This window comes from Bacillaceae bacterium S4-13-56, from assembly GCA_040191315.1.
Lineage (GTDB): Bacteria > Bacillota > Bacilli > Bacillales > JAWJLM01 > JAWJLM01.
On sequence record JAWJLM010000002.1, the window covers coordinates 71,546 to 96,043 of the forward strand.

General features: G+C 36.4%; 21 protein-coding genes. 15 read left to right on the plus strand and 6 right to left on the minus strand.

What is annotated here, in order from left to right; all coding sequences use genetic code 11:
• The first annotated feature begins 295 nt into the window (after window positions 1-295).
• From RZN25_01400 to RZN25_01425, 6 genes are all read left to right on the plus strand, one after another.
• Window positions 296-2,020 (plus strand): peptide ABC transporter substrate-binding protein, encoded by a 1,725-nt coding sequence (locus RZN25_01400; protein ID MEQ6375491.1) that lies wholly within the window; start codon window positions 296-298, stop codon window positions 2,018-2,020.
• A 174-nt stretch (window positions 2,021-2,194) separates the two neighbouring features.
• Window positions 2,195-3,124 carry an ABC transporter permease gene (locus RZN25_01405; protein MEQ6375492.1) on the plus strand — a complete coding sequence of 310 codons (930 nt, stop codon included), beginning with the start codon at window positions 2,195-2,197 and terminating at the stop codon, window positions 3,122-3,124.
• 2 nt (window positions 3,125-3,126) lie between these two features.
• Window positions 3,127-4,272, plus strand: coding sequence for an ABC transporter permease (locus RZN25_01410; GenBank protein MEQ6375493.1), 1,146 nt, complete (start codon window positions 3,127-3,129; stop codon window positions 4,270-4,272).
• Window positions 4,273-4,289: 17 nt separating this feature from the next.
• Window positions 4,290-5,351 carry an ABC transporter ATP-binding protein gene (locus RZN25_01415; protein MEQ6375494.1) on the plus strand — a complete coding sequence of 354 codons (1,062 nt, stop codon included), beginning with the start codon at window positions 4,290-4,292 and terminating at the stop codon, window positions 5,349-5,351.
• Window positions 5,351-6,283 carry an ATP-binding cassette domain-containing protein gene (locus RZN25_01420; GenBank protein ID MEQ6375495.1) on the plus strand — a complete coding sequence of 311 codons (933 nt, stop codon included), beginning with the start codon at window positions 5,351-5,353 and terminating at the stop codon, window positions 6,281-6,283. The genes RZN25_01415 and RZN25_01420 overlap by 1 nt, the downstream gene beginning before the upstream one ends.
• A gap of 914 nt (window positions 6,284-7,197) precedes the next feature.
• Complete coding sequence (locus RZN25_01425; protein ID MEQ6375496.1) at window positions 7,198-8,433, plus strand: putative glycoside hydrolase; 1,236 nt, start codon at window positions 7,198-7,200, stop codon at window positions 8,431-8,433.
• A gap of 132 nt (window positions 8,434-8,565) precedes the next feature.
• Here RZN25_01425 and RZN25_01430 read toward each other — a convergent pair whose 3' ends face one another.
• Together RZN25_01430 and RZN25_01435 are read right to left on the minus strand one after the other, a co-directional pair.
• Window positions 8,566-8,751 (minus strand): hypothetical protein, encoded by a 186-nt coding sequence (locus RZN25_01430; GenBank protein MEQ6375497.1) that lies wholly within the window; start codon window positions 8,749-8,751, stop codon window positions 8,566-8,568.
• 442 nt (window positions 8,752-9,193) lie between these two features.
• On the minus strand, window positions 9,194-9,571 hold the full coding sequence (locus RZN25_01435; protein ID MEQ6375498.1) for a DUF3221 domain-containing protein: 378 nt from the start codon (window positions 9,569-9,571) through the stop codon (window positions 9,194-9,196).
• A gap of 162 nt (window positions 9,572-9,733) precedes the next feature.
• On the opposite strand from RZN25_01435, the gene RZN25_01440 reads away from it, so the two are divergent.
• The 4 genes from RZN25_01440 to spxA all read left to right on the plus strand — a co-directional run bounded on the left by RZN25_01440 (window position 9,734) and on the right by spxA (window position 13,537).
• Complete coding sequence (locus RZN25_01440; GenBank protein ID MEQ6375499.1) at window positions 9,734-9,997, plus strand: hypothetical protein; 264 nt, start codon at window positions 9,734-9,736, stop codon at window positions 9,995-9,997.
• 375 nt (window positions 9,998-10,372) lie between these two features.
• On the plus strand, window positions 10,373-10,975 hold the full coding sequence (locus tag RZN25_01445; protein MEQ6375500.1) for a S1 family peptidase: 603 nt from the start codon (window positions 10,373-10,375) through the stop codon (window positions 10,973-10,975).
• Window positions 10,976-11,636: 661 nt separating this feature from the next.
• The gene (locus RZN25_01450) at window positions 11,637-12,230 is read left to right on the plus strand and encodes a GNAT family N-acetyltransferase (protein ID MEQ6375501.1); all 594 of its coding nucleotides are present in this window, start codon (window positions 11,637-11,639) and stop codon (window positions 12,228-12,230) included.
• A gap of 911 nt (window positions 12,231-13,141) precedes the next feature.
• Window positions 13,142-13,537 carry a transcriptional regulator SpxA gene (spxA, locus tag RZN25_01455; protein MEQ6375502.1) on the plus strand — a complete coding sequence of 132 codons (396 nt, stop codon included), beginning with the start codon at window positions 13,142-13,144 and terminating at the stop codon, window positions 13,535-13,537.
• 66 nt (window positions 13,538-13,603) lie between these two features.
• On the opposite strand, the gene RZN25_01460 is transcribed toward spxA, so the two are convergent.
• Complete coding sequence (locus RZN25_01460; protein MEQ6375503.1) at window positions 13,604-14,260, minus strand: TerC family protein; 657 nt, start codon at window positions 14,258-14,260, stop codon at window positions 13,604-13,606.
• A 307-nt stretch (window positions 14,261-14,567) separates the two neighbouring features.
• On the opposite strand from RZN25_01460, the gene mecA reads away from it, so the two are divergent.
• From mecA to pepF, 4 genes are all read left to right on the plus strand, one after another.
• On the plus strand, window positions 14,568-15,242 hold the full coding sequence (gene mecA, locus RZN25_01465; protein ID MEQ6375504.1) for an adaptor protein MecA: 675 nt from the start codon (window positions 14,568-14,570) through the stop codon (window positions 15,240-15,242).
• An 83-nt stretch (window positions 15,243-15,325) separates the two neighbouring features.
• The gene (cls, locus tag RZN25_01470; GenBank protein ID MEQ6375505.1) at window positions 15,326-16,837 is read left to right on the plus strand and encodes a cardiolipin synthase; all 1,512 of its coding nucleotides are present in this window, start codon (window positions 15,326-15,328) and stop codon (window positions 16,835-16,837) included.
• A gap of 265 nt (window positions 16,838-17,102) precedes the next feature.
• Window positions 17,103-18,269 carry a competence protein CoiA family protein gene (locus tag RZN25_01475; GenBank protein ID MEQ6375506.1) on the plus strand — a complete coding sequence of 389 codons (1,167 nt, stop codon included), beginning with the start codon at window positions 17,103-17,105 and terminating at the stop codon, window positions 18,267-18,269.
• Window positions 18,270-18,622: 353 nt separating this feature from the next.
• Complete coding sequence (gene pepF, locus RZN25_01480) at window positions 18,623-20,425, plus strand: oligoendopeptidase F (GenBank protein MEQ6375507.1); 1,803 nt, start codon at window positions 18,623-18,625, stop codon at window positions 20,423-20,425.
• Window positions 20,426-21,473: 1,048 nt separating this feature from the next.
• Here pepF and RZN25_01485 read toward each other — a convergent pair.
• From RZN25_01485 to RZN25_01495, 3 genes are all read right to left on the minus strand, one after another.
• A complete protein-coding gene (locus tag RZN25_01485; protein MEQ6375508.1) occupies window positions 21,474-22,358 on the minus strand; it encodes a ClpXP adapter SpxH family protein in 885 nt (294 codons plus the stop codon).
• 19 nt (window positions 22,359-22,377) lie between these two features.
• Complete coding sequence (locus RZN25_01490) at window positions 22,378-22,755, minus strand: globin (GenBank protein ID MEQ6375509.1); 378 nt, start codon at window positions 22,753-22,755, stop codon at window positions 22,378-22,380.
• A gap of 391 nt (window positions 22,756-23,146) precedes the next feature.
• Window positions 23,147-23,722, minus strand: a complete 576-nt coding sequence (locus RZN25_01495) for a CYTH domain-containing protein (protein ID MEQ6375510.1) — start codon at window positions 23,720-23,722, stop codon at window positions 23,147-23,149.
• 149 nt (window positions 23,723-23,871) lie between these two features.
• Between RZN25_01495 and RZN25_01500 the strand changes: the two genes are divergently transcribed.
• Complete coding sequence (locus RZN25_01500; GenBank protein MEQ6375511.1) at window positions 23,872-24,492, plus strand: GTP pyrophosphokinase family protein; 621 nt, start codon at window positions 23,872-23,874, stop codon at window positions 24,490-24,492.
• Window positions 24,493-24,498 lie beyond the last annotated feature (6 nt).

The window sequence follows — 24,498 nt, forward strand, 5'->3', positions numbered from 1 at the left end:
AAAAGCTATAAGTAGTTTTGCTTACTACGATGACAAAAACTTTGAACTCGATGAAGCTAGACATGTTTTGTACTTTTGTTTAAAAAAGCATAAGGTGTTTATTATACTTTTACAAATTAATGAGTCTTTTGTACTATTTTATGTAACTTAAATGCAATGTTTATGCGGTTTTATACAGAAAACGAAAAAAAAATGATGCAAAATTGTTAGAAAACTTGTATAATTCATTTTGTAGGTAAAATCATCTACACAATATTTAGAAAATTATATTAAAAAGGGGAGGTCATTTTCAAAAATGAAAAAGAAAAATTGGCTATTGTTAGTACTAGCTTTAGTTCTTAGCATGTTCTTAGCGGCATGTGGAGGCGATGATGAAGGCAATAATACTGCTAACAACGGTGGCGACAGCACAAATAACACAGCTGATAATGGAGAGAACAATACTGCTGATTCTGACGGTCAAGTAGAAGAGCAAGTACTTAACTTCATGAACGGGGATACAATCCCAACTATGGACCCTTCAATTGCAACAGATACTTATGCATTTGAATTCCTTGGTGCTTCAATGGAAGGACTTTATCGTCTTGGACCAGATGCTCAACCAGTTGATGGTATGGCAACTGACCACACAGTAAGTGACGATGCGTTAACTTGGACTTTCACTTTGCGTGAAGATGCTACATGGTCTAATGGTGACCCTGTAACAGCACACGACTTTGTATATGCATGGAGACGTGCGGTAGACCCAGCTACTGGATCTGAATATGGTCCTTATATGATGGGTGGAGTTATCAAAAATGCAATTGCAGTAAACAAAGGTGAAGTACCTGTTGATGAATTAGGTGTTAGAGCTGAAGGTGACTACACATTAGTAGTTGAACTTGAGCAACCAGTACCTTATTTTGAATCTTTAACTACTTTCGGTACTTTTCTACCATTAAATGAAGCATTTGTTGAAGAGCAAGGTGACCAGTTTGCAACAAGCACTGACACTTTACTATTCAATGGACCATTCTCTCTTGAAGCATGGGAAAACATTGCAGATAGTTGGGAGCTTCATAAACGCACTGATTATTGGGATGCTGAAAATGTAAAACTTGATAAGGTTACTTTCCAAGTAGTGAAAGATGTTCAAACTGGAATCGACCTTTATGAGCAAGGTGTAGTAGATCGTGCGGGTCTTTCTTCTGACCATGTAGATGTATATTCTACACATGAAGACTTCAGAACAATCGAGCAAACGGTCGTATTCTACTTTAAGTTTAACCAAGAGCGTCTTGGTGAAAAGACTCCATTAGCTAATGTTAATGTGCGTCAGGCAATTTCAAGAGCGTTTGATAAAGAAGCATTAACTGATGAAATCCTTAACAATGGTTCTATTCCAGCTAACGGACTCGTTCCTAAGAACTTTGTAACACATCCTGAAACTAAGGAAGACTTCCGTGACATCAATGGAGACCTTTCTGCATACGATGTGGAAGCAGCTCAAGAATATTGGGCAACAGCTCTTGAAGAGCTAGGAACTGACACAGTAGAACTTGAATTACTTGGTGATGATAGTGAAACTGCTAAGAACATGCATGAATACATTAAGAACCAGCTTGAAACAAATCTTCCTGGTTTAACAATTAATCTTAAGAACGTTCCTTTTGAGCAACGTTTAGATGCTGATACAAACCAAGATTACGATATTCAATTCGCTGGATGGGGTCCTGACTATCTTGATCCTAACACTTGGTTAAATCTATGGGTAACTGATGGTGGAAACAATATGATGAGCTATTCTAACCCAGATTATGATGCTCTTATCGATGCTGCTGCAACTGAGCTTGCACTTAAGCCAGTTGAACGTTTCGAAGCATTCTTAGAAGCTGAAAAGATCTTATTCGAAGATGCAGCTATCGCTCCTGTATACCAAAGAGCGGTTGCTCAACTTTGGAAGCCATATGTAAAAGATATTCAAGTTAACCCATTCGGACCTGATTATGAGTATAAGTGGGCTTACAAAGGCGCAGAGTAATAAAAGATAAAACTTTCTATTCCGAATTGAATTAGGATAGATAACATAGGGTAGGAGAGTATATGTCCGTATTGGAGTATGCTCTCTTTTGCCTGTTATTCTAAAAAAAAACTTACAAAAGACAATATTCTGTCAATTACTACAAGATTTCGACAATAATCAGGAGGTGTTGAGATGGCACGTTATATCCTTCAAAGAATCGTCTATATGCTGATCACACTATTTTTGATCGCATCCCTTTCGTTCTTTTTAATGAAATTCCTACCTGGAACCCCTCTGAGCGCTGAAAACAAATTATCAGAAGAACAAAAAGAGATTGTATTGGAAAAGTACGGATTAAATGATCCGATCCCTGTCCAATATATAAATTATCTAGGTGGATTAGTTCAAGGTGATCTTGGTATTTCCTTTCAGTTTGATAGTACCCCTGTAACCCATATTCTAGCTGGACGAATTGGACCATCCGCACAGTTAGGTGGGCAAGCCATGTTAGTTGGTACTATACTTGGGATCCTGCTGGGATTACTGGCAGCAATAAGGCACGGAGGTTTTTGGGATTATACCTCAACCATTACAGCCGTTCTAGGTAAATCCATACCGTCTTTCGTGTTTGCTGGTCTACTACAATGGGTCTTAGCTGTTAGATTTGAGTTATTACCTGTTGGATTGTGGAAGGGCTTTGAATATTCTATATTACCGACAATTGCTCTGATGATCTTTCCACTAGCAACTGCAGCTCGTTTTACAAGAACTGAAATGCTCGAGGTTTTAGGATCGGATTATATTACGACAGCAAGAGCAAAAGGAGTAAATGAGTACGGAGTTGTCTTTAAGCATGGTTTAAGAAATGCTTTAATTCCGCTTGTTACTATTTTAGGACCAATGGCAGTTAGTTTAATGACAGGAACTCTTGTTATTGAAAAAATCTTTGCTATTCCTGGTCTTGGTGAGCAGTTTGTGAATTCTGTAATGGTGCTTGATTACCCAACAATAATGGGAACAACTTTACTATTTGCTGTCTTGTTTGTTGGTATTATTTTGGTTATTGACCTCCTGTATGGCCTCATTGACCCAAGAATTCGACTTGCGGGAGGAGAAAAATAATTATGGAAAATAAAAATATAGATAAAAATTTATTCGTTCCCGCAAAGAAAAGAGATGATGAGAGTGATAAAATCTCTCGCCCAAGTCGTACATTTTTGCAGGACGTGACAAGAAGTATTGTAAGAAATATTCCTGCCATTTCATCTATAATCATTCTACTTATTATTATTATTATGAGTTTTGCTGGACCAAGCATGAATGATTATGGCTTTGACGATCAAGATTTATCAAGAGCAAAGTTGCCACCTCGAGTAGCAGCACTCGAAAACATTAGCTGGTTAGGTTTTGATGGAAAATTAGAGGGAACCTATGATGGCGATGATGTAGAAGATGCAACAAAAAATGCCTACGCACGTTATAGTAATAAGGAAGAGTTTATTGAAATTGAAGTTTTAGATGAAGGTGATGGAACAAATGATTCCGCACAGGTTAAAGCTTCTTATGCTGTATATGAAGCCAAAGGATTGACAGATACCTATTTCTGGTTTGGAACGGATGGTCTTGGTCGTGACCAATGGACACGTGTTTGGGAAGGAACAAGAATCTCACTTTATATCGCCTTCCTAGCTGCGATAATTGACCTAGTTATTGGAGTTGCTTACGGTGGTATTTCAGCTTATTATGGTGGACGAGTTGATAACGTCATGCAGCGTATTATTGAAGTTCTTGTTGGTATTCCAAACTTGGTTGTTGTGTTACTGATGATAATTGTCTTAGAACCGGGTATTTTATCGATAACCATTGCTTTGACGATAACCGGCTGGACTGGAATGGCCAGGATCGTCCGAGGGGAAATACTAAAATTAAAGAATCAAGAGTTTGTTTTAGCATCTAGGACATTAGGTGCTCCTGATCGAAAGATTATTATCAGACACTTAGTACCGAACGTAGTTGGACTGATTATTATTAATACTATGTTCACAATCCCAAGTGCTATTTTCTTTGAAGCATTTTTAAGCTTTATTGGTTTGGGAATTACTCCTCCAGAAGCATCATTGGGATCCTTAATTGAAAGTGGTTTTGAGACCATCCGTATATATCCATATATGCTTCTATATCCTGCGATTATAATCTCTATAATCATGATCGCATTCAACTTATTAGCAGACGGATTACGTGATGCATTTGATCCTAAAATGCGCGACTAGAAAGGTAGGTGTTAGATATGTCAAAAATTTTAGAAGTAAAAGATCTACAAGTTTCATTTGACACCTACGGCGGTGAGGTTAAAGCTGTGCGTGGTGTAAATTTTGATTTAAATAAAGGGGAGACTCTTGCAATTGTTGGAGAGTCTGGTTCTGGTAAATCCGTTACAACCAAAGCATTAATGAAGCTTATTCCAAAGCCACATGGCTATATCAAATCTGGTCAAATTTTGTTTGAAGGCCAAGATCTAGTAAAAAAATCTGATAAACAGATGCAAAAAATTCGTGGTAAAGATATTTCTATGATTTTCCAAGATCCAATGACATCATTAAACCCAACGATGAAAATTGGAACACAAATCATGGAAAGCTTAATTAAACACCAAAAAATGAATCGTACACAAGCAAAAAAACGTGCAATTGAATTATTAGAGTTAGTTCAAATCCCTAATCCTGCGCAAAGAATTAGTCAATATCCGCACCAATTCTCCGGTGGTATGAGGCAACGTGTAGTCATTGCGATAGCTTTAGCATGTAATCCAAAGATATTAATTGCGGATGAACCTACAACTGCGCTTGATGTTACCATACAGGCTCAAATTCTTGAGTTGATGAAAGATATTCAAAAGAAAGTTGATTCATCTATCATCTTTATTACACATGACCTTGGTGTTGTTGCTAATGTTGCAGACCGTGTGGCAGTAATGTATGCAGGAAAAATTGTTGAAATTGGAACAGTAGATGAAATTTTCTATAATCCTAAACACCCTTATACTTGGGGGTTGTTAGGATCAATGCCAACATTGGATAGTTCAGAGGAAGAATTATTTGCTATTCCTGGAACACCTCCTGACCTGCTTCACCCACCAAAGGGCGACGCATTTGCTCCACGAAATGAATTTGCTCTTGAAATTGATTTTCAAGAAGATCCACCACTATTTCCGGTTCCGGGCTCAGATACTCATTTTGCAGCAACTTGGCTTTTACATGAGTATGCTCCAAATATTGAGCCACCAGAATCCGTGAAGAAAAGAATGAAGGGTATTATGTCTTCATCTAGTGGTCTAAGAGGTGATGAATAGTGAGCCAAGAAAAATTACTAGAAGTTAAAGGTTTAAAACAGTATTTTAAGACAGGAAGAAAAAGTATAGTAAAAGCCGTTGATGGTCTTACTTTTGATATATATAAGGGAGAAACCTTTGGACTTGTAGGAGAATCGGGTTGTGGTAAGTCTACAACAGGTAGAACGATAATTCGTCTATATGAAGCAACTGAAGGAGAAGTTCTCTTTAAAGGTGAAAATGTCCAAGGTAAAATGCCTAAATCTGAATTAAAGAAGTTTAATCGAAAGATGCAAATGATCTTCCAAGACCCATATTCTTCTTTAAATCCACGTATGACAGTTATGGATATTATCGCAGAAGGTATTGATGTTCATGGACTTGCGAAGGATCCTAAAGATCGTCGAGATCAAGTTTATCAGTTGTTAGAGACAGTAGGTCTTGACCGTTCACATGCTAGTCGTTATCCTCATGAGTTTAGTGGAGGTCAACGTCAACGTCTTGGTATAGCTCGTGCCCTTGCTGTTAAACCCGAATTTATTATTGCTGATGAGCCGATATCCGCATTGGATGTATCCATTCAAGCACAGGTAGTTAATCTGCTTGAAAAACTACAAGATGAGATGGACCTAACTTTTTTATTTATTGCCCATGATTTATCAATGGTAAAGTATATAAGCGATCGTATTGGAGTTATGTACTATGGGAGGCTTGTAGAATTAGCTGATGCAGATGAGCTTTATAAGAATCCAGTTCATCCGTATACCCAATCTTTATTATCAGCTATTCCACTACCAGATCCAGATTATGAGCGCAATCGTAAACGTGTTCCTTATGATCCAAGTCAACATGATACAAGTGAAGTGCCTGAATTTAGAGAAATTGGTCCTCGTCACTGGGTATTGTGTACATCTAAGGAATTTGAACAATACAAGGCAAAAATGAAACCATAAGTTATAAGAGCTGTCCTAATTGAAATTCAATTAGGACAGCTCTTTTACTATCAGATTTTATAAGTTGGAGTGAAAAACGGAATTCCAGCTTTGTAAGACAATAAAGTATAAAATCTGTCTAGCTTTAGCGAAAAAGCTTCCTCGAGTAATCTTCGAAGTTTTTGCTCCGAGTAATCGCAGGAAGGAAAGCAACATAGAGTTATCGACTAGAGTCGGTTCCCTCCTCTCATTCGATAAGTCAACATCGATTCACTTTGTAAACCGTGTTTCCTATATCTCAGAGGATCGCAGGCTAAAACCGCCACATCGTGTGGCAACGCCTACGTGACCCACATCCTGTGGGCCTCACCGCTTTACGTCGATGATCAAGGGCGCTTGCGCTTTTCTTATTGAAATGATTGGCGGCTACTTATAAAGTGTTTTTAGTTAATGTGTTCTCGTTATTGCGAACTCTTAGGGACGTTTTATCCCGCATGAACGAGTAGCCAACCATGAAGAAAACTTCACCAACAAGGATGAAAAAAATTTGCTTTATTTTCATGGGAGTAATACCCCACCTTAAGTCTTAAGTGAAACGAAAAGAGTAGGTGGGGAAAAAACGCCAGTAAATGTCCGATTGTTTCAAGGGCCTTTAGGTCATACCCTTGGGCGCTAATAATCAGTGGGGGGCGGCCAGTGATTGAAGTTTCGAACTTCTACAGTTTCCAAAAAAAGGGCTAGTAGTCAACTGAGTACTCACATATACTGAAAAGGGGGAATGGAGCAGTCATAAGAGTGGAAGAGTGTTCATAAATATAAAGGAAAGCGAAGAAGGTCTCAAAAAACGCCGACTTGGATTGAATTTCCTACCCCATTTACGTATAAACTCCGTTATAATGGATTTACAAAATAAAAGTGGGAGCATGATGATACATATGGAGAAAAACATTTTACGAAAACTTTCAAAGTACGCCACAATCTTTTTAATAGGGCTTTCAATACCTTTTGTTGTACAAGCAGAGGAAAATGAGAATGCACAAGAAAAAGTGGTGAACTTCCATAGTGAGAGCATGGTTGAATTAACTGAAAAAAAGTTGCCAGATACTGTAGCTCGATTTGTCTATGATTCAGGATTAGATTTTGAATACCCTGAAGCTGTAAGAGGAATATACTTAACTGGTAATTCGGCAGGTGGTTCACGGCTTCCACAATATATTGATATGATTAAAAACTCAGATTTGAATTCTATGGTAATTGATGTAAAAGAAGATAATGGAATGCTCACTTTTAGACCAGATGAAGATTCACCTTATTATGAAAGATCCAGAAATCTAATGAGCAATCCAAGAGAGATTTTGGAAAAATTAGAAGAAGAGCAAATTTATCCAATTGCCCGTATTGTAGTATTTAAAGATACTCAGCTTGCACAAGACAAGCCAGAATGGTCTTTCTTAGACTCTAGCGGAAAAGTTTGGAAGAATAATAAAGGAGAGTCCTTTGTAAACCCGTTTGTAAAGGATGTATGGGAATATAATGTAGGAGTTGCAAAAATGGCTGCTGAGTTGGGTTTCCAGGATATTCAATTTGACTATGTCCGTTTCCCAGAAGGTTTTGAAAGAAGAGATAAAGAGTTAAGATACAGTGAAGGTGATTACGTGGACTATGAAGGTGACAATGTACAGAAAAGGGTGCAGGCAGTTACCGATTTTGTTGAATATGCACGCGAAGCTTTAAAGGGCTACGATGTTGATGTATCTGTAGATATATTTGGTTATTCAGCAACGATCCCAGAAGCTCCTGGAATTGGACAAAACTTTACAAAAATCTCTGAAAATGTAGATGTTATCTCGTCTATGATTTACCCAAGTCACTGGACTTCCTATTTTGGTATTGCAAAACCCGATACAGAGCCATATAAGCTTGTTCAAGAATATGTCAAAGTAGAAAATGAACGCTTAGGAGAACTTGAAAATCCACCGACATCACGTCCTTGGATTCAAGACTTTGAAGCACCCTGGTTGTATCCGTCAGGAGTTCCTGTCTTCCAATATGGCAAAAAAGAAGTTGAAGATCAAATTCGTGCGCTAAATGAAGCAGGAATCAAAGAATTTCTAATCTGGAATGCCAACAACAGATATACAGAAGGTGTTGACTACACCCCGTTAAATTAGACAATGTTATAGGACAAAAAAGATGATTCCTCATTAAATTTGAGGAATCATTTTTTTCTATTGCTGTTTAATACCTTCATTAGTGGGTATATATAAAAAGGACTGCCTGATGCAGCCCCTTCTCTGTATCACTTATTTTTTTGTCCCACCCACAGCTTTCCAATTGTTTTGGTAGGAACGACCTTTACCAAGATATTCTTTACTGTTTTTCTTTCCTATTACCTTTGTACCAATTCCATTAACTATAACAGCTAAGAAAGCAGTGAGACCTATAACTAATAATGCGATAAGAACTGTATCAAGAATTAAACTTCCCATTAGCGATCCCTCCTTCATTATCTCTTTCTATATTCTATTGTAGAATATGTTTCATCATTTTTGAAGAGAATAAATAAAATAAAGTAAAATTTCAATCCATGGAAGGCTTCCCCATTGATTGATAGTACCTAAAGGAATGACCTAAGCGACTTGAATACGACAGTTACTTCTAAGAGGGAGGAGTCTTACGGAGACTTTCTCCTGAAAAATAGGAAAATTTTGCTATCTACCACAGTCCGCTGGGCTGTGGTATTTTCAATCTATAGAAACCAATATTCTAAAACAAATATTTTTTGATAAACACCAACATTGGGATGCCTTCAAAGCTAAACATGGAGATAAAATTCGTCCTGTCGTGATTAAGGAGGTTGAAAATTTTCCCGACTGTGGGTCTTTAGTGAATGCTCCTACTAAGAAATTCTTACACTTAACGAATTGAGTATCAATCAACTATTTGTACATTTTCAGAATCACGTTGAGGGGGAGATGAATCTTCTTGGCCTTTTTCTAAATCATAAATTACTTTAACTCTACTTCCTTTTTGTATTTTATTGTATAAATCTTCTTCCACACTAAAATACACCCCGTTTTTTTGCATGGATATTTTTTTCAATTCTTCATCTGTACTCGACATTATTGTATCTTTTTCAATTTTAGGAACTACTAGTATTTGATAACTACTATTAAATATTCTCTTTAGCACAACATAACCACCAAATTCACTTAGGTCTTTATTATCGTTTTGTTCGAGATTAGAACAACTAACTAAAAATATAGAACAAATGAATAAAAAAACAACAGATTTAAATTGTTTTTTCATCTTAACGCTCCTCCTAAATAATTTTGCTGAAATTTAATTTTACCATATTTTATAGTTATCATATAATTATTTGAAAAAAATTAAAAAAGTTACAAAATTTAGCAGGAATTAGTAATGAAAATATGGAACTCTAGAATTATAAATAATTAAGCAGGTTTTTCAATGAAAAAGAATTTCTATCGCACTTTAATATTAATTCCATATATCGGACTATTTTTAGGGGTAAATTCATTCTCTAATGCTGAACCTGGAAATGCTTTAGATTTTAAAGAACTGAAAGAAAATATAAAGTACAGATTAGAAATGGGATTAAATGCAGATGAGGAATATATTCAAGAAATTAACATGAACAGTGTTGATAATAATTCGAAGAAAAAACATGGTATTTACTTAACAGATAAAGAGTTAAATGAAATTGAAATATGAATTGCTAAACAGAAAGAAAAAATCCCTGAAATCAAAAAATATATTAGTAGTTCTTCTTTTGCCCCATATTTTTCCGGTATATACATTGATCAAGCAAAAGGAGGAGAAATTAACATAGGATTTAAGAAAAATGAGGAAGATATAGTCAAATTATTAAATGAAATAAAGAGTATTTATAATGATGACAAAAAGATAAAAGTATTTACAGCTAAATATTCCTATAGTGACCTAAATGAGCTCAACAAAAAAAATGTTCTAAATAAAAAAGAATTAAAAGAAGAAGGACTTAATATTATAAGTGTTTCTTCCAATTTCAAAAATCAGACTGTAGATATTGGAATACTTCCACTTACAGAAAAATCTGTTACAAGGCTTATGGATTTATTTGGTAGAACTAGAATTACAGTCTTTGAGGAAACAACGGAAGGAACGGAAGATTCATCACGCTATGACCAATATAGACCTTTAATGGGGGGGATTATACTCGAAGGTTTAAGTTGCACAGGTAGCTTCTCAAGTACAGGATCTTATTATATAACTGCAGGTCACTGTGGAAGTGTAGGTGAAACAATAGGTACAATTACTAAGGTAGCTAATTCTGGACCAGTAGATGCGGCTCTCATAAAGGTTGATAATACAAGTTGGCTTAGTAATGATCTTTTTGCACAAAGTCCAAGAGATAGAGAAATTACAGATTGGCAAGCTGAGTATGAAGAAAATGAAGGAGATTATGTGTGTAAAGCGGGCTACAAAACCGGCTATACTTGTGGAACTGTTACAAGCACTTATTACTCTGTTAGAACCCACCACAATATGACAGTTGCAAGTTATACAAGGGACGGTGGAGATAGTGGGGACCCCGTATTTAATGGGAACCAATTAAGAGGCATTTATGAAGGCACTAGTTCCTTAGGTGCTGTATATAGTCAAATAGATAATGTACAATATGCTTTAGGTATCGGTGTTAGAACTTATTAACTTTTCGAAAGAATGTTCTAGACAAGTTTCAGTAGGTCCTTTTAATATGACTATTCAAAATTAAAGGGTAAAAGTTGTTTTTGCAAAATAGACATCAAGTAAATAATATCCCAGACTAATTAGTGAATGAAAAAATGTAAATGGTCTCAATGTTAAAAAGGAGTAAATTTTATTCTAACGGGTTCTATTTTCAAGTACACACAATCTATTTCACAATATAAAAAGCAAGTGATTTCTCAATGGAAATCACTTGCTTTTTTGTGTTGGATTATAAGAAAGGAATTAAAACATGATTAAGTACAATAGTTAGACCGCTCACCTATAAGTCAAAGGTGGAATGGTTTTTGTTTTTTCATTTATTTTAAATATCTTTTTATAAGTTCTTATTCTTATGATATAACTTTAAGAATATCCGGGATATTCTTAAAGAACAGGTGGAAAAAAGGGGTATCCATTTTGGACAGGGGGGGAATTTAATGTTTTTTCAGCGGATATTTTGGATAACTCCACCTATCCAAAATGGACAAGTGCCACCTATTCATTTTGGATACCCTAACTTATTCTAATGGAATAGGGTAGGATATAAAATAAGGCATTCATTTAACATTTTGGCAAAAGTTGTTTATAATAAATAATGACTAAATAAAAAGGGAGTAGATCAATGAATTGGTATGAAAAATTGAATCAGTATTTTCCAATTGAAGAAATGAAGTCAAAGGACCATATGGAGACCCTACTTAAAGAAAAATCAGAGGTTTATCATAAGGATGAGGGTCCGAATCATGTGTTAATGTATGCTGAATTCGATTCATTCATTTTTATTGACTATGTGTATGTTTCGGGTAATGTGAGGGGGCAAGGATTGGGCCACAAGCTTATTGAAAAGCTTAAGTCCAAAAATAAGCCTATTATTCTTGAGGTAGAGCCAGTGGATTATGAGGACTCTGATACTGAAAAACGTCTTCATTTCTATAAGCGTGAAGGATTCATTCATGCTCAATCTATTGGATATACACGTCGGTCGTTGGCAACTAATGAAATGAATCAAATGGAGATCTTGTATTGGTCTCCAAATGAGGGAGATTCAGAAGAAACGATCTATGAGAAGATGAAAAGGATGTATGAAGATATTCATACGTATAAAGATGAGAAGTTTTATGGCAAGTCTTATCAGCCTGTTGAAGAGGTTTTAACATTAGACGAGAATAGAGAGTCAGAAGATATTTTAAACTCCTTAGATAGAACAAAAGCATAAACGTAAAGGAGAGAAATAAGTCAAAGGTAGATACCTTTGACTTATTTCTTTTGAGTAACTTTTTTAAATTGGAGTGGAAAATGGATTCCCTATTTTGAAAGATAATAAAGGATAAAATTTGTTTAACTTCAGCGGAAAAGGTTCATTGAGTAATCTTCGAAGTTTTTGCCCCGAGTAAGGAAAGCTACTTAGACCTTCTTCACAGAAACAAGTGTTTTTCTTGTTTCGAGGGGTAGCCTATCGACTAGAGTCGGTTCCCTCCTCTCCTTCGATAAGTCAACATCGATGAAGGAGATTCGGTTAAAAACGCGACATCGTGTTGGGACTGCGATTACTCGTCCCACCGAAATAATTCGCAACACCGAACGGACTCGCATCCTGCGAGCCCTCGTGAACCGTGTTTCCTTTATCTGGGAGGGAACGTAGGCTAAAACCGCGACATCGTGTCGCAACGCCTACGTGACCCACATCCTGTGGGCCTCACCGCCTTACGTCGATGATCAAGGGCGCTTGCACTTTTCTTATACTATCAGCTATAACTTTAGTTGGTTGATAGTATTAGTAAAACTAAGGATTTCGTCATTGGGACTTGCACCCAAGATTATAAGGGCTTCTAAGAAAGCAAAATACGCTTCAAGAATCCCTTTAACGATAAGGCGAAAAAATCAAGTAGAAAACATTAAAAAAATTTCTCATTTTCATTAAAAAGAGGTTTTATTGAGAATAGAATAGGGGATAAGACCTATCAGGGATTTGCTTCTAAATTAGATTTAAAAAGGATCTTACGTATACTTGACAGATGTAGTATACTTATAATTAGAAAAGTTATTTATACTTATTACAAAGTAATAAGTTGTTCAATTGTTCAACATTTAGAAATATATATAACCTTATAGTAAGGAGTGAAGATGATGGTCACACTTTATACTTCACCGAGTTGTACATCATGTCGAAAAGCAAAATCCTGGCTCGAAGAACATAACATCCCATATCAAGAAAGAAATATTTTTTCTGAGCCACTGACTATTGATGAAATTAAAGAAATTTTGCGAATGACAGAGGATGGTACGGACGAAGTTATTTCTACGCGTTCTAAAGTGTTTCAAAAGCTTAATTTGAATATTGACCAAATGCCAATGCAGGATTTGTTTGAATTAATTCGAGACAATCCAGGTTTGCTTAGACGCCCAATCATTCTAGATGAGAAGCGGTTACAGGTGGGTTACAATGAAGATGAAATTCGTCGCTTTCTCCCAAGAACAGTTCGTACTTACCAACTAAGAGAAGCACAAAGAATGGTAAACTAATATTTTTATAATAGCAAAAAACCCTTGCTTGCAAGGGTTTTTTGCTATTATATAGGAAGGTTTGTACTATTTTTTCTTCTGGTTTATTAAATATCCAGCAACAATCACAAATGATATGATGAGAATTGTGAGAAAGACATTAATCTTAGGAATCCTTTCGAATATGTCAGCCATGTAATCCTCACCCACTATCATTTCACTGGCAGTATAAGCTAAAATACCAGCTCCTATATAGATTAAAATGCTAAATCGCTCCATTAAAGCAAGAATTAATTTGCTACCCCAAATAATGATAGGAACCGAAATAAGCAGCCCTGTTGCTACCAGTAGAATATTTCCTTTGGAAGCCCCTGCAATGGCAAGAACATTATCAAACCCCATAACAAAATCGGCAAATACAATGGTTTGTACAGCTTTAATAAGACTTGTACTCCCTTTAATGTCTATTTCTTCATCTTGTTCGGTAAGTAAGTTAATAGCAATAAAAATCAATAAGAGTCCACCAACCAATGATAGGTAGGGTATTGCAAGCAAATAAACAGCAACTGCGGTTAACATCACTCGGACAACAATGGCAAGGCCTGTACCCAAAAAAATCGCTTTATTTCTTTGGTGAGAGGGTAGATTTCTACTTGCCATTGCGATAACAATGGCATTATCTCCACCAAGAATAATATCGATTCCAACAATAACTAAAATAGATTTAATAATTTCCAGATCCAAACAAAAACCCCCTAATATACTAGTGACAAAGTAGAATTTGTGAGCTAAAATATACAAAATGCGAAAAAGATATGTTATAGTAATCTTTCAAATACAAATTCTAAACTAACTATAGGCATATATTTGTTTTTTGTTTTTCTAGGTGTTTCAGTTTTCATTTTATGATTCACTGTCATAAAATATATATAAAGAAATAAAGTTTTATGATTAAACTTTAAGTTTACAGGGAATGGTTTGAAATATTGGCTAAAGGGTAAAAGGGTTAAAAGTCCCTTTCTAAAAAAAGGTTAGAAGGGAGAGTCACCAAATGGAAATCGAGCGTATTAATGAGCATACCGTAAAGTTCTATATTTCCTACATCGACATTGAAGATCGTGGCTTTGATCGTGAAGAAATATGGTATAACCGTGAGAAAAGTGAGCAGCTTTTCTGGGAAGTAATGGATGAAGTAAATGATAAAGGGGATTTTTCAGTAGATGGTCCGTTGTGGATACAGGTCCAAGCAATGGATAAGGGCTTAGAGATTTTAGTAACGAAAGCGCAGCTATCCAAGGATGGTCATAAAATTGAATTGCCAATGGAAGGCGGAGAAACGATTGATATGCCAGTGGATGACAAGATCGAATCTCTTTTAGATCAACAGTTCAACAATAAGCATAATAACAAAAAAGAAAGAGATGAATCTGACCCATTGCATTTTGTTCTGCGTTTCCAAAGCTTTGAAGATGTCATTCAGCTTTGTCATTCCTTTGAGCCTTCTGACTTGATCGAAGAGAAACTATACTCCTATGACGACAAATACTATCTATTTGTAGATTTTGTAGATATGGATGCAACAGATGATGAGCAAGAGGATCTACTTAGCAAGTTGCTCGAGTTTGGAAATGAAACGTCGGTTACTTTCCATGTTTTAGAAGAGTATGGTAAAACCATTTTGTCTGACCATGTATTTGAGCAAATTAAGCACTATTTTAAAAAATAAGTAAGAACCTTGGACATTCGTATCTTTGCGAATGTCCTTTCTGTATTTTGAATAACCTAATGATGGACGAGGGGGGGAAGGCTATGTTCAAACGAATCCAGATTTTTATCTTTTTAGTCCTTCTAATTTCATTTTTTTACATCACTTATTCTATTTGGGAAGGCAGAATAATCGGAGCTTTATCGATAATTCTTACGATTTCAACGATTTTAATTGCTATTTTAATCTTTCTCGAAAATCGTCACCCGACCCAAACGCTAGCATGGTTTTTGGTGTTAGCAGCCTTTCCTATCGTTGGCTTTTTCTTTTATCTTCTGTTTGGGAGAAATTTTAGAAAAAAGAAGATGTTTAAGGAAAAAGGGGAACTTGATGATCAGGCCTTTGAAAAAATAGAAGGGAATCGTCAAGTAGATTTGTCTTATATGGAGCAAATGGGGGATCACCAAAAGTTGCTTTTTTCTTTAGCGCAAAAACTAGGAAACACTCCAATTTCTTTTCATACCGAGACAAAGGTACTAACTAATGGGGATGAAACCTTTACATATCTTTTTAAAGAAATAAAGAATGCAACAGACCATATTCATTTAGAATACTATATCGTTCGAGATGATAAAATCGGTCAAGAACTTAAAGAATTATTGATTTTAAAGGCCAAAGAGGGGGTTAAGGTAAAGTTTTTATATGACGCGGTAGGAAGCTGGCAGTTGTCACGAAAGTATCTCCAGGAGCTTTTAAATGCAGGAATAGAGATTACGCCATTTTCGCCAGTTAAGCTTCCTTTTCTTAATCACAGAATCAATTTTAGAAACCACCGGAAAATAGTGGTGGTTGATGGGCATATTGGATTCGTTGGTGGCTTAAATGTCGGAGATGAATATCTAGGAAGGCATCAATATTACGGAAATTGGCGAGACACTCACATAATGCTTAAAGGTGAAGCTGTTAGGAGCCTTCAGTTAATTTTTTTGCAGGACTGGTTCTACATGACAGGAGAAACCCATTTGACAGCTGAATACCTTTCCCCTCCGTTGGCCTATAAAAAAGATTTGGGTGGAGTTCAATTGATTCCAGGAGGGCCGGATAATGAATGGGAAGTTATTAAGCACGTCTTTTTTTCCATGATTGTATCTGCAAAATCATCCATTTGGATTGCCTCACCTTATTTTATTCCTGATGAGGATATTCTTTCTGCATTAAAAGTAGCTGCTCTAAGTGGAATAGATGTAAGATTGTTAGTTCCTAACCGTCCAGATAAAAAAATTGTCTTTTACGCCTCTCGCTCTTATTTCCCTGAATTATTGGAAGCAGGGGTTAAAATATTTGAGTATGAATCTGGATTTTTACATTCCAAGATTATAATTGTTGACAACGAATTAGCCTCGATTGGAACAAGTAATATGGATATGAGAAGCTTTCACTTAAATTTTGAAGTGAATGCCTTCCTATATAGGACAAATAGCACTCATACTTTGGTGAATGATTTTCTCAATGATTTGGCCAATTCTAAAAGGATTGAGTGGGAGACTTTCAAAAAAAGAACCATATGGAAACGTATGATGGAATCTACGTCAAGACTATTATCCCCCCTACTATAAATGTCGTTAAAAAATTCAAAATTTTTTAGGGAAATAGGAAGGAGATTCAACGAAAAAAGCCGAAGCTTACTCTTATCCCGTACAACGGACAGTCCTATCCCCACCTCAAATCTTAAGTGAAACGATAAAAGTAGGTAGGGGATACGCCTCCTGAAATGCCCGATTGGTTCAAGGGCCTTTAGGTCATGCCCTTGGGTGCTAAAAATCAGTAGGGGACGGACGCTGATTGAAGTTTCACTTTATCTTTTTAAAAGGAGGAGAACTATTGCTTCAAGCTTTTTCACAATCTCATAGGTTGTTAAACACTGCTGCTTATCCCAGGGACGAACTTCTAAAGAAAAAACATGAGTCCTATTTTTGTCCTGAATGTAAAGAAGAGGTGATCCTGAAAGTAGGTCATAAAAATATTCCACATTTTGCTCATAAGAAAACATCCACATGCATTCTCCACCAAGGAGAGTCAAAGTATCACGAACAAGGGAAATATCAATTGTATCAATGGCTTCAAAAGAATAAGATTCCTACAGAGTTGGAAGTGTATTTTCCTAAAACCAGGCAAAGAGCAGATATTATTTTTAACTTTAAGCAAAGAAAATGGGCTCTTGAATATCAATGTTCCTCGCTACCCATGTCCGTTTGGAAACAAAGAACACAATCTTATAGGGAATTAGGTATCTTACCACTTTGGATTTTAGGAGGCAACCGATTAAAAATGGTAAAGGAGGGGGTACTTCGTTTAGATGAACTAGATTATCATGCAATACACTTAAATCAAGCAAGGCAACCACAGCTTATATATTATTGTTCTTCCTCTCAACGCTTTGCCCAATTTTCTCATCTCTATCCTTCTAGTGCCTCTGAAGTACATGGTTTCCTTTCTTATATAAAATTGGAAAATGCTCAATTCACTCAACTTTTTAAGCAAGAAACTTTCCCTTATTCTATGCTGCTAAACAACTGGCAAAAGCAAAAAGAAAACCGTCGTTTAATCCCTATTAACGAGAACAATAAAGAAATAAGAAATTGGAAAAAATTTCTCTATGCCCACGGAATTTCCCCTTTATTAATTCCTTCATCTATAGACCTTCCAGTCCCTCACCAATGGAGAATCAAAATTCCACCCTTTCTCTGGCAAACGTATCTTTATGTTTCCTTAATAATGATGAAGAGCCCAGGAACATTGATAACCCTTTCTATGGCTAAAGCAATTCTGAAAAGTTTTTTTCCAATGGAAGAAAAAATATTATATTCCATTACAAACCATGACCCTTTTCACTCCTACTTGGAGGGACTTTGCTACTTAAACATCCTATCTCCGGTTCAAGAGGAATGCTATATGATTCAAAAGATTGAAGCTCCTCCTCGTGGGATTGAAGAGGCCCTTCATCGCGATCAAGAATTTCTCGCTCTGTTGTTAGAAAAATGGCAATAGAAAAGAATTATCTCGCATGCACGAACAGTATACCCTCCACCTAAAATCTTAAGTAAAATGATAAGAGTTGTTGTGGGATAAGTCCCATGAAAATAAAACATTAAATTTTTCATCCTTGTTGGTGAAGCTTGCTTCATAGTTGGCTGCCCATATATGTCCGATTGGTTCAAGAGCCTTTGGTGCTAACAATTAGTAGGGGGTGGCCACTGGTTGAGGTTTCACTTTATGAAAGGGTAAAAAAAGCTGAGTTGGATAAACTAGTCAACAGAAAGATACGATTCATGGAATTTTGGAAGGTTTTTTCTTCTTCTTAACGAATAGAATTATGTGAGAACATTTAAGGAGGTAAACTTATGGCAACAAAACAATTACCGTCACGCTCTGAAATTCCTGAGGAAAAGACATGGAAGTTAGAAGATATTTTTGAGACAGATGAAAAATGGGAGCAGGAATTTAATCAAATGAAAGAGCTTTATCCTAAAATCCTGGAGTTTAAAGGAAAGCTTGGAGACTCAGCAGAAACTCTTGTACAGATGCTTAAAACACAAGATGAAATATCCATGAGAATTGGAAAGCTCTATACATATGCCCATATGCGATCTGACCAAGATACTACGAACAGCCATTACCAGGACATGAATAATCGCGCGGAGAATCTTTACACGCAGATTGCAAGCTCCATGAGTTACATTGTTCCTGAAATTCTAAGTCTGGAAGAAGGTAAAATTGAAACCTTTGTTGAGTCTAATGAGGAACTTAAAGGGTACCAAAAGACATTAAATGAAATTACTCGTCAAAAACCACATGTTTTGAGTGAGGAAGAGGAGACTTTACTGGCTGAGGTTTCAGAAGTTACATCCAATCCGTCTCAAACCTTCGGAATGCTTAATAATGCTGATCTTACCTTTCCATCCATTAAAGATGAAAATGGAGAGGAAATTGAGGTTACACATGGACGTTATATTAGGTTCTTAGAGTCGAAGGACCGAAGAGTAAGAAAGGATGCTTTCCAGGCTATGTATGATACCTTTGGAAAGTTTAAAAACACCTTTTCTTCAACGTTAAGTGGGACTATTAAAAAGGATAATTTTTACGCGAGGGTGCGAAATTATGATACTGCAAGGCAGTCAGCCCTAGATGCAAACAATATTCCGGAGGAGGTCTATGACAATCTAGTAGAGGCTGTGAATGAAAGGCTTCCTCTCTTGCACAGATATGTAGAGCTTCGTAAAAAAATACTAAAGCAGGATGACCTACATTTTTATGATCTTTATACTCCATTAGTTAAGGATGTGGAAATGGATATTCCTTATGAAGAAGCGAAAGAGCTTGTTACAAAAGGATTAGAACCTCTGGGTGAGGAATATATCCATATTCTTAAAAAAGGCTTTGAAAGTCGCTGGATTGACGTTGAAGAGAATAAGGGGAAACGTAGTGGAGCATATTCATCTGGTGCCTATGGGACAAACCCATATATTTTGTTAAATTGGCAGGATAATGTGAATAATGTCTTTACCTTGGCTCATGAGTTAGGGCATTCCCTACACAGCTACTATTCTAGAAAAAATCAGCCATTCCGTTACGGGAACTATTCTATTTTCGTTGCTGAAGTTGCATCGACATGTAATGAGGCTTTGCTGAACCATTACATGATTAACAATACAGATGATGAAAAACAAAAGATCTACTTGTTAAATCACTTCTTAGAGGGATTTAGAGGAACTGTCTTTCGGCAAACGATGTTTGCTGAGTTTGAGCATGACATCCATATGCGTGCGCAGAATGGGGAATCCTTAACAGCTGATAAACTTACTGAGATTTATTATGCCTTAAACGAAAAGTACTTTGGTACTGGAATGGTGATTGACAAAGAAATTGGATTAGAATGGGCTAGAATTCCTCATTTCTACTATAATTATTATGTCTATCAGTATGCAACAGGCTATTCAGCTGCAACAGCATTGTCCTCACAAATTCTTGAAGAGGGACAGCCAGCCGTTGATCGATATTTAGAATTCTTAAAAGCTGGAAGCAGTGATTATCCAATTGAAGTCCTCAAAAAGGCAGGAGTGGATATGACATCGAAGGACCCAATTCTTGGGGCGCTTGATGTTTTTGAAAAGAACCTGACCGAGATGGAAAAGTTGTTAAACTAAATTGATTAGCATTGTTGAGTATGGTCTCCTTGAGGGGGCCGTACTCTTTTTATTCCGCATGAACGGGCTGCCAACTATGAAGCAAGGTTCACCAAAAAGATGAAAAATTTAATGTTTTATTTTCATGGGAGATTGTTATGGTGAATGGTAATCCCAAGTAAAAAGCTGCCCAATTTGATTAAAAGAGGCAGCTAAAATCCCTTAAATTGATTTCGATGTGAAAAGGCGTGTACCATTAGGTAAATTGAAATAAATAGTAGCGGGGTAGATATGAAAACTGGAATAAAGCCCATAAGGCCAAAGATTTGAAAAACGAAAGCAATCAAAAATAATAGGGCAAAGATAATCCAAGTCATAGTTTTCATGGATGCACCTTCCTTTCTATTCCCTTTTATGGACCTCTTACGCAAATAGGGAAGAAGAGTTTTGACAGATTTGTGAAATGTATAACAAAAGTATTGTTTATCCTTTGAATACTTGATATATTATTAACGTGAAGTGAATCACAAACAAACAAAACCCCTTTGTTTGACCGTGAAACTTTCTCCCATCCCCCTTTGTCTTTTAAATAAAAGACAAAAGTTTGAAGGGTAAGCCCGTTGCTTATCCTTCTTTTTTTGTTAAAATTCTCCCGGATCATGAACTCCAATCTTAAATTTCTACTTTATTACATTTTATTTATTTTGATTTAATTTTAGAAGAAGTTTGTACAAATATATATACAAACAAAAAAGCTGTCGAGAGAGCGACAGCTTTTCTTACAAGAATAAGAAAGTATAATATTTGTCTAGCTCCAGCAAAAAAGCTTTCTCGAGTAATCTTGAAGCTTTTGCCCCGAGTAAGGAAAGCTACATAGAGCCCTATCGACTAGAGTCGGTTCCCTCCTCTCCTTGGATAAGTCAACATCGATTCACTTTGTGAACCGTGTTTCCTTTATCTCGGAGGGAACGTAGGCTAAAACCGCGCCATCGTGTCGCAACGCCTACGTGACCCACATCCTGTGGGCCTCACCGTCTTACGTCGATGATCAAGGGTGCTTGCGCTTTTCTTATAAAACATACCTCCAAAAGGTCCCGTGTTTGACAGGGACCTTTTCAACCTTTTGAAGAAGTAAGAGTTTTTTCATTTCTTTTTCCGTTTCTGCCTCAGACCAGTCGTACACGACTGAAATTTCCTTACTAGCAACAAAACGATAATGCTGTAAGAACTCTTCTAAAGGAGGCTTTTTACTAGGGATGATTTTTTTAGCTAAAATTTCTTTTAGAACGTCAACATATACGTCATAGGGATAAATGCCAGTCACCTTAATACCATCTTGCTCTTCTAGTTGGTTAAAGAGAACAATAGCTGGAATTTGATCAACATTCATTTCTTGCGTTAATTTCAGGTCACATTGCAAAGCCTTTTTGGCTCCCGTACTTTGCAGGTCACGTGAAAATTCTTCTACGTCTAAACAAGATTCACTAGCACATTCAACTAGGACTTTACTGTCAGAGATATTTTTCTTTTTTAAAAATACATATTCTTGCAGTTTTCGCAAAAAGCGGACACCAGCTTTTCTACCCTGGAGTTCAGCCGCTTTAATGGATAACGAGGCCAACCATGGAGAATCAATAGGGTTCTCTAACCAAACATCTCCATCGCAACTCATTCCCGTACGGTTGGCTGTTTTTTCCCATGCTTGCGCAAGTTTTGAAGGCTTTGACAGCTTCTCCGCATTTAGATGAGTTAATTTTCCGCTGACGATTGGTCTTAAAGTAAAGTATTTCCCGTATTCGATGGTGAGTTTTTTTAGAATGGGTTCAAGTGACCAGCACTCTGGGCATAAGGGATCAATAAAAACATAAACTTCTACTGGTTTTTTTAATAAATCAAAAAACCCATATTGAGTGTTCGTTTGATTCCCTTGTCCAGATGTCCCAGAATTCTTTATACTCACATCAATTCTCCTTTCATTTCTCTGGTGTGTTAATCATATGTTGAGCGGTGTGTGTTAGCCTTTGAAAAATGATTTCGTTGTAAGGTTCAGGTATGTTTGCTTCCGTAATTGCTTTTTCCATGCACTCTAGCCATGCATCCCTTCTTGAAGGAGTGATGGCGAAAGGTAAGTGCCTCGCTCGTAACATTGGATGGCCATGCTCTTCAGTATATAAAGCAGGTCCCCCTAGAAATTGTGTAAGAAATAGTTTTTGTTTTCGTGCTGTCTCAGTTAAATCGTTTGGAAAAATTGGAATCAGGGTTGGGTGTTCCTGTACATAACCGTAGAAGCTATCTACTAACTTCTCCAATTTTTGAGCTCCCCCGATTGCCTCGTATAAGGTTTGTTCCATGGAGCTAATACTTCCTTTCTTCCTTTTTATAAATGGTATATTAATGTAATGACCATTTATAGTACTTCCTAAGTTTTCTAGTTGTACATGTTGTTTTCATTTTAGCAACCAAAACTCTTTGGAGCAAATGTTACGTTTTATCTGTACTATAATAGATTAATTTATCTTGCATGAAATGGCAGCCAACCATGAAGCAAGCTGCACCAACAAGGATGAAAAATTTAATGTTTTATTTTCATGGCAGTAATGCCCCCACATCAAGTCTTAAGTGAAACGAAAAGAGTAAGTGGGGGATGAACCCGTAAAAGTCCGATTGGTTCAAGGGCCTCTAGGTGTCATACCCTTGAGTGCTAACAATCAGTGAGGAACTGCCACTGATTGATGTTTCACTTTATTTTGTTAGTTGAGTATAAAAACGTTCTATTTTATTTGAAGTTTTTTGTTTTAAAATCTTATATTTACTTAAGAGTTGTTCAAAATCTTTGAGACCTTGTTCTTTTTGTGGAACTTCAAATTCTAACTCGTAATCAATGACTCCTAGATATTGGTTTTTATCAAGAACTAGAAGGCCGTTTGGAATTTCTTTTTCCAGCCTTTCAGTCTCTAGTTCACCTAGATAATGTAACTGTTCTAGATCAACTTCCATATCCGACAATCTGGCTTTCACTTCATTCGAGGGGCCAAATCCGTTTTTCAGCCATACCTCGGCATCTTTTTGATCTAATGTTTCATTGGTTTCTAATAAACCATCTGGATGTGGTTCCTTAAGGGTGAGAACCCATTTGTTTTCTTTTTGTCGAATACGCAATGCACTTTGGTTTGCTTTTAACTTAAGATCAGAGGTTTCAAAGTAATGATTAACTTGATGAAAGGGTTCCTGATCCGCTATGTTAAAGGCTTGAATCAAATGATCATATTCCTTTTTTGTCAAAAGATTTTTAAATTCAATTTCAAGTTCTTGAGCCAATGGAAGGACCTCCTTCAGTCTTTAGCCGTTTCTTATTATTCAGAATATCCGGCAAAAATGCAATTAATATGTGCTGATAGTAGAGAAGGTGATCCTAGTAATGATATGATAAAATGTGATTGTGCAAGTTAAGAGGCGGGGTGAAAGATATGAATTGGGATATTATATTAACTCCCTATAAGCAGGCAGTTGATGAGCTGAAAATAAAATTAAGAGGAATGCGTGTCCAGTTTGAATTTGAAAGACAACATTCACCTATAGAGTTTGTAACCGGTCGTGTTAAACCTGTATCTAGTATTATTGAAAAGGCTATGCGTAAAAATATACCTATTGAAAAAGTAGAAGAAGAAATTCAAGATATTGCTGGTCTTCGTATTGTTTGTCAGTTTGTAGAAGATATATACATGATTGTGGACATGTTGCGTACAAGAAATGATTTTTCTATTGTAGAAGAAAAAGACTATGTAAGTGAAAAAAAAGATAGCGGTTATCGCTCTTATCATGTCATTATAAAGTACCCTGTTCAAACTATTCACGGAGAAAAGCATATTCTTGCTGAAATCCAAATCCGTACGTTGGCCATGAATTTTTGGGCTATTAATGAACATTCCTTAAATTATAAATATGAGGGACAGATCCCTGAAAATATTCAATCTAGATTAAAACGGGCAGCAGAGGCCGCCTTTCGTTTGGATGAGGAGATGTCCATTATCCGCTATGAAATTCAAGAAGCCCGAAGAGAATTTATGGTTAGACCGAGAAGGGAATAATAACTA

What these genes read in the sequence shown, in the direction of transcription:
- RZN25_01400 (MEQ6375491.1), top strand. Translation starts at nt 296, where the DNA reads ATGAAAAAGAAAAATTGGCTATTGTTAGTACTAGCTTTAGTTCTTAGC.
- RZN25_01405 (MEQ6375492.1), top strand. Translation starts at nt 2,195, where the DNA reads ATGGCACGTTATATCCTTCAAAGAATCGTCTATATGCTGATCACACTA.
- RZN25_01410 (MEQ6375493.1), top strand. Translation starts at nt 3,127, where the DNA reads ATGGAAAATAAAAATATAGATAAAAATTTATTCGTTCCCGCAAAGAAA.
- RZN25_01415 (MEQ6375494.1), top strand. Translation starts at nt 4,290, where the DNA reads ATGTCAAAAATTTTAGAAGTAAAAGATCTACAAGTTTCATTTGACACC.
- RZN25_01425 (MEQ6375496.1), top strand. Translation starts at nt 7,198, where the DNA reads ATGGAGAAAAACATTTTACGAAAACTTTCAAAGTACGCCACAATCTTT.
- RZN25_01430 (MEQ6375497.1), bottom strand. Translation starts at nt 8,751, where the DNA reads ATGGGAAGTTTAATTCTTGATACAGTTCTTATCGCATTATTAGTTATA.
- RZN25_01435 (MEQ6375498.1), bottom strand. Translation starts at nt 9,571, where the DNA reads ATGAAAAAACAATTTAAATCTGTTGTTTTTTTATTCATTTGTTCTATA.
- RZN25_01440 (MEQ6375499.1), top strand. Translation starts at nt 9,734, where the DNA reads ATGAAAAAGAATTTCTATCGCACTTTAATATTAATTCCATATATCGGA.
- RZN25_01445 (MEQ6375500.1), top strand. Translation starts at nt 10,373, where the DNA reads ATGGATTTATTTGGTAGAACTAGAATTACAGTCTTTGAGGAAACAACG.
- RZN25_01450 (MEQ6375501.1), top strand. Translation starts at nt 11,637, where the DNA reads ATGAATTGGTATGAAAAATTGAATCAGTATTTTCCAATTGAAGAAATG.
- spxA (MEQ6375502.1), top strand. Translation starts at nt 13,142, where the DNA reads ATGGTCACACTTTATACTTCACCGAGTTGTACATCATGTCGAAAAGCA.
- mecA (MEQ6375504.1), top strand. Translation starts at nt 14,568, where the DNA reads ATGGAAATCGAGCGTATTAATGAGCATACCGTAAAGTTCTATATTTCC.
- cls (MEQ6375505.1), top strand. Translation starts at nt 15,326, where the DNA reads ATGTTCAAACGAATCCAGATTTTTATCTTTTTAGTCCTTCTAATTTCA.
- pepF (MEQ6375507.1), top strand. Translation starts at nt 18,623, where the DNA reads ATGGCAACAAAACAATTACCGTCACGCTCTGAAATTCCTGAGGAAAAG.
- RZN25_01490 (MEQ6375509.1), bottom strand. Translation starts at nt 22,755, where the DNA reads ATGGAACAAACCTTATACGAGGCAATCGGGGGAGCTCAAAAATTGGAG.
- RZN25_01500 (MEQ6375511.1), top strand. Translation starts at nt 23,872, where the DNA reads ATGAATTGGGATATTATATTAACTCCCTATAAGCAGGCAGTTGATGAG.